This window comes from Streptomyces bambusae, from assembly GCF_019400985.1.
Classification (GTDB): domain Bacteria; phylum Actinomycetota; class Actinomycetes; order Streptomycetales; family Streptomycetaceae; genus Streptomyces; species Streptomyces bambusae_A.
Map to the genome: position 1 here is coordinate 1 of NZ_WTFF01000461.1, position 4,490 is coordinate 4,490.

Below are 4,490 nucleotides of genomic sequence, written 5' to 3' on the forward strand. Positions count from 1 at the left end.
CCCCCCCCCCCCGGGGCCCCCGGGGCCGCCGAGGCCCCGGAGACCTCGGCGGCCTGAGGGGGACGGGGGCCGGGCGGGGCGGCGTACCGGCGGACCGGCCGTCAGGCGGACGGGGCCTTGCTGCGCAGCACGGTCAGGAACTCCCGCATCCAGCGCGGGTGGTCGGGCCAGGCCCGGGCGGAGACCAGGGTGCCGTCGACCACCGTCTCCGCGTCCTCGAAGGCCGCCCCGGCCGCCTTCATGTCCAGCTCCAGGGCCGGGTACGCCGTCACCCGCCGGTCGGTGAGACCGCCCGCCGCGGCGGTGATCAGCGGCCCGTGGCAGATCTGCGCCACCGGCTTGTCGGCCTCGGTGAAGGCGGTCAGGATCCGCCGGACCTCGGGATCGTTGCGCAGGTACTCCGGCGCCCGGCCGCCGGGGATCACCAGCGCCGCGTACCGCTCCGGATCGACATCGGCGAACGCCACGTCGGCCGGCCAGGTGTAGCCGGGCTTCTCGGTGTAGGTGTCGAACCCGTCCTCGAAGTCGTGCACCACGAAGCGCAGTTTCTTCACGCTCGGCGCCGCGATGTGGACCTCGTACCCCTCCTCGCGCAGGCGCTGGTAGGGGTAGAGGACCTCCAGCGACTCCGCTGCGTCGCCGGTCACGATGAGGATCTGCACTGCCATCGGCTGCTCCCGTAGGGCTGTTCGCTCATGCGGTCCGGCCCCGGCCGGTCGACGGGGCCAGGCCACACCGTGCCCGTCCGCCGGACTCCTGCCAAGAGGGCCTGCGCCGGACCGAACGTCCGTGCGCCGGACACGTGACCTTTACCTGTACGGCACATGACAATGTAAGCCTCGCCGAACCACTGACATCCCGCCAACTTCCCCGGTGGGAGCGGTGCCTGTGAAGAGGTTGCCCCCCCATGAAGCGAAGCACCCGCCTGCTGCCCCGGGCCGCCGGGCTCGCGGCGGCCGCCGCGGCCGCCCTGCTCCTCGTGCCGGCCAGTGCCTCGGCCGGCCGGCCGTTGACGACCGCCGCCGCCCCGGTCCCCGCCGCGGCGTCCGCCACCGTCGAGGACTACTACGCGCCGGCCGCGGGCAAGACGGGCCCGGCCCTCAAGAGCGCCCTGCACGGCATCATCAAGAACCAGTCGAGGATCAGCTACGACCAGGTGTGGGCCGCCCTGAAGGTCACCGACGAGGACCCGGCCAACCGCAGCAACGTCATCCTCGTCTACTCGGGCCGCTCCCAGTCCAAGTCCACCAACGGCGGCGGCGCCAACGACTGGAACCGCGAGCACGTCTGGGCCAAGAGCCACGGCGACTTCGGCACGGCCACCGGCCCCGGCACGGACCTGCACCACCTGCGCCCCGAGGACGTCACCGTCAACAGCATCCGCGGCAACAAGGACTTCGACCTCGGCGGCGGCCCGGTCGCCGAGGCCCCCGGCAGCCTGACCGACGCCGACTCCTTCGAGCCGCGCGACGCGGTCAAGGGAGACGTCGCCCGGATGCTGCTCTACATGGCCGTACGCTACGACGGCGGCGACGGCTTCGCCGACCTGGAGATGAACGACCGGGTCAACAACGGCTCGCTGCCGGCGATGGGCCGCATCAGCGTCCTGAAGCAGTGGAACGAGCTGGACCCGCCGGACGCCTTCGAGAAGCGCCGCAACCAGGTCATCTACGACACCTACCAGCACAACCGCAACCCGTTCATAGACCACCCCGAGTGGGTCGCCCAGATCTGGTAGCGGGACCGTCCGTCCAGGCGGGTGGCCCGGCTGTTTCGGGCAGGTCACCCCTACCCGGGCGGCCGGGTCACCCCCCCCCGGCCGCCCGCCGCCGCAGGACCCGCTTGTCCGTCTTCCCCCGGGCGGGCAGCGGCAGCGAGGCCGCCCAGAAGACGGCCGTCGGCCGGTGCGCCGGTGCGAGCGCCTCGACCACCAGGTCGCAGGCCTCCTCGGCCACCGCGCCGCCCGGGGACCGGCCGGGCGCCGGCACCAGGAAGGCGCAGACCTCCTCACCGGTGGCGTCGCTGTGCCGGCCGACCACGGCGGCCTGCGCCACGGCCGGATGCCGGGTCAGGGCGGCCTCGACCGGCAGGCAGTAGACGTTGTCGCCGTCGACCATCACGACGTCCTTGACCCGGTCGTCGAGGAAGAGGTAGCCGTCGGCGCCGACATGGCCGAGATCGCCGGTGCGCAGCCAGCCGTCCCGCAGCACCTCGGCCGTCAGGGCGGGCTGGTTCCAGTACCCGGCCATCATCGCCGCCGAGCGCATCCACACCTCGCCCGTGGACCCGGCGGGCAGCACCCGCACCCCTTCCTCCGCGTCCCGGACCTCGATCTCCACGCCCGGCGCCGGCCGGCCCACCGACGCCAGCAGCTCCGGCCGGCCGGCGACGGCGGCCTCGTGGTCGGCGGGGGAGAGGCGGCAGATCACGGCCGCCTCGTTCATCCCGTACCCCTGCCGCCACTGCCCGCCCCAGCGGGTCACGGCCTCGCGCAGCCGGCCCGGGTGGACGGGCGAGTCCCCGTACGAGACCGAGCGCAGCCCGGGGACGCCGTCGGCGGTGGCGGGGTGGTCCAGCAGCCGGTAGACCATCGAGGTCGTCAGATACGTCGAGACGGGCGCGAGGCGGCGGCAGGCGGCGGCGAACTCCGGCGGGGAGAAGGGGCCGAGGACCTCGACGCGGCCGCCGGCCCGCAGGTGCTCCAGGCAGCGGCCACCGGAGCGCTGCGCCAGCGAGGTGACCGAGAGGTGGACCGAGCCGGCCGCGTCCGGGCGGTGCGCCGACCGGGCGGCCATCGCCGCGAACGTCGAGGCCACCCCCTTGGGCAGCCCGGTCGTCCCGCTCGTGTACGTCACCCGGGCGACGTCGTCCTCCCGGGCCTGCACCGGCACCGGTACCGGCTCCCGGGCGGCGGCCAGCGCCAGCAGCGCGTCGAGCCCCAGCCGGGCCGATCCCGTGTCGGGCACCGGCATGTCGTGCACCACCAGGCCGGGCCGGCAGTCCTGGAGCACGAACTCCAGCCCGTAGGCGGCGGGTCCGCCCACCACCTGGGTCAGCCGGGCCCCCAGCACGTGCGCGGCGAGCCGCACCAGCAGCACCTCGGGCCGGTTCCCGGCCACCACGCAGGCCAGCCCCGAGCCGCGGCCCACGCCCGCCTCCGCCAGCGCCCCTGCCAGCCGGTGGACCTCGTCGAGCACCTCGGAGAAGCTGCGCACCGCCGGGCCGGAACCGATCGCGGGCCGCTGCGCGTACCGCTCGAACGCCCCGACCAGCTCCGTCACGTACCGCGCGGCCATGACACGCCCACCGCCTCTCCGTACCCGGACGCGACCGTACACCCGCCCGGTCGCCGCGGCGGCATCATGGCCGTATGACGACCGAATCCCGTGCTCGTTCGTTCAGCTCCGCGGCCGCCCGCTACGCCGCGGCCCGGCCCCCGTACCCGCCCGCGCTCTTCGACGCCCTGGAGGAGGCGGCCGGGCGACCGCTGCGCGGCGCCCGGATCGCCGACGTGGGCGCCGGGACGGGCATCGCGACCGCCGCCCTGCAGGCCCTCGGGGCCCGCGTCCTCGCCGTCGAACCGGGCGAGGGCATGGCCGCCGAGCTGCGCCGCCGCCACCCCCGGGTCCCCGTGGTCCGCGGGGACGGCAACCGCCTTCCGCTCGCGTCCGGTTGCCTGGACCTGCTCACCTACGCCCAGTCCTGGCACTGGACCGACCCGGCCCGGTCCGTGCCCGAGGCGCTGCGCGTGCTGCGCCCGGGCGGCACGCTCGCGGTGTGGTCCAACGACCCGGACGTGTCCGTGCCGTGGATCGCCGGCCAGCAGGCCCGGATCGAGGCGCGGTTCGGCCCCGGCTGGTACATCAACGAGCGGCCCCGCGCGGAAGCGGGCCTGGAGTTCACCACCCGTCTGCTCACCTGGTCGCGCCGGATCCCGCTCGACACGCACCTGGCGAAGCTGTCCACCCACTCCCTCTTCCTCGTCGGCGCACCGGGCACCGACGCCTTCCTCGCCGAGGAACGCGCCCGGCTGCGGGAGCAGTTCCCGGACGGGTGGGTGGAGGAGCACTACGTGGTGGACCTGAGCGTGGCCCACCGGCCCCGGGGCTGAGCCGGCGCCCGCCGGCAGCCGGGCCGGGGGCGCGGTGCGGGCGGTCAGTGGGCGCACCGCGGGCAGCGGGTCACCGCGGAGGGCGGGCGGACGGCGGAACGGGTCGGGTCGGGCCGGGGCACGGTCGGCTCCTCGGTGGGTCGGTGGGTCGGTGGGTCGGTGGGGTGGTGGGTCGGTGGGCCGGCGGGTCCGCGGGGCCGGGGAGCGGCGGGATCGGGGGGCGGGGGGGCCCCGGAGTGGGGGGGCGGGGCACACGGGGCCGGCGCGGGGGGGGTTGTGGCGCGTGGTGGGGGGGCTCAGGCCCCCGCCCGGCCCCCCCCCGCCCCGCTCGGCGCTGCTTCGCAGCGGAGGGCCGGGCGGGGGGTGTACGGGTGTGGCG

At 75.9% G+C, this 4,490-nt stretch carries 4 protein-coding genes; 2 read left to right on the forward strand and 2 right to left on the reverse strand.

The genetic code is table 11. The annotated features are described in order from the left end of the window. Positions 1–101: 101 nt before the first annotated feature. On the reverse strand, positions 102–668 hold the full coding sequence (locus GPJ59_RS33955) for a DJ-1/PfpI family protein (protein ID WP_219671800.1): 567 nt from the start codon (positions 666–668) through the stop codon (positions 102–104). 239 nt (positions 669–907) lie between these two features. On the opposite strand from GPJ59_RS33955, the gene GPJ59_RS33960 reads away from it, so the two are divergent. Beyond that, entirely contained in the window at positions 908–1,738 is an 831-nt protein-coding gene (locus tag GPJ59_RS33960) for an endonuclease I family protein (protein WP_219671802.1), read from the forward strand. 67 nt (positions 1,739–1,805) lie between these two features. Here the strand turns inward: GPJ59_RS33960 and GPJ59_RS33965 are convergent, their stop codons facing one another. After that, the gene (locus GPJ59_RS33965; protein WP_219671804.1) at positions 1,806–3,296 is read right to left on the reverse strand and encodes a class I adenylate-forming enzyme family protein; all 1,491 of its coding nucleotides are present in this window, start codon (positions 3,294–3,296) and stop codon (positions 1,806–1,808) included. A 74-nt stretch (positions 3,297–3,370) separates the two neighbouring features. Here GPJ59_RS33965 and GPJ59_RS33970 point away from each other — a divergent pair, with 74 nt between their 5' ends. After that, positions 3,371–4,111 carry a class I SAM-dependent methyltransferase gene (locus tag GPJ59_RS33970; RefSeq protein WP_219671806.1) on the forward strand — a complete coding sequence of 247 codons (741 nt, stop codon included), beginning with the start codon at positions 3,371–3,373 and terminating at the stop codon, positions 4,109–4,111. Positions 4,112–4,490 lie beyond the last annotated feature (379 nt).

Coding starts and splice junctions, on each gene's coding strand:
- GPJ59_RS33960 (WP_219671802.1), top strand. CDS start 908: ATGAAGCGAAGCACCCGCCTGCTGCCCCGGGCCGCCGGGCTCGCGGCG.
- GPJ59_RS33955 (WP_219671800.1), bottom strand. CDS start 668: ATGGCAGTGCAGATCCTCATCGTGACCGGCGACGCAGCGGAGTCGCTG.
- GPJ59_RS33970 (WP_219671806.1), top strand. CDS start 3,371: ATGACGACCGAATCCCGTGCTCGTTCGTTCAGCTCCGCGGCCGCCCGC.
- GPJ59_RS33965 (WP_219671804.1), bottom strand. CDS start 3,296: ATGGCCGCGCGGTACGTGACGGAGCTGGTCGGGGCGTTCGAGCGGTAC.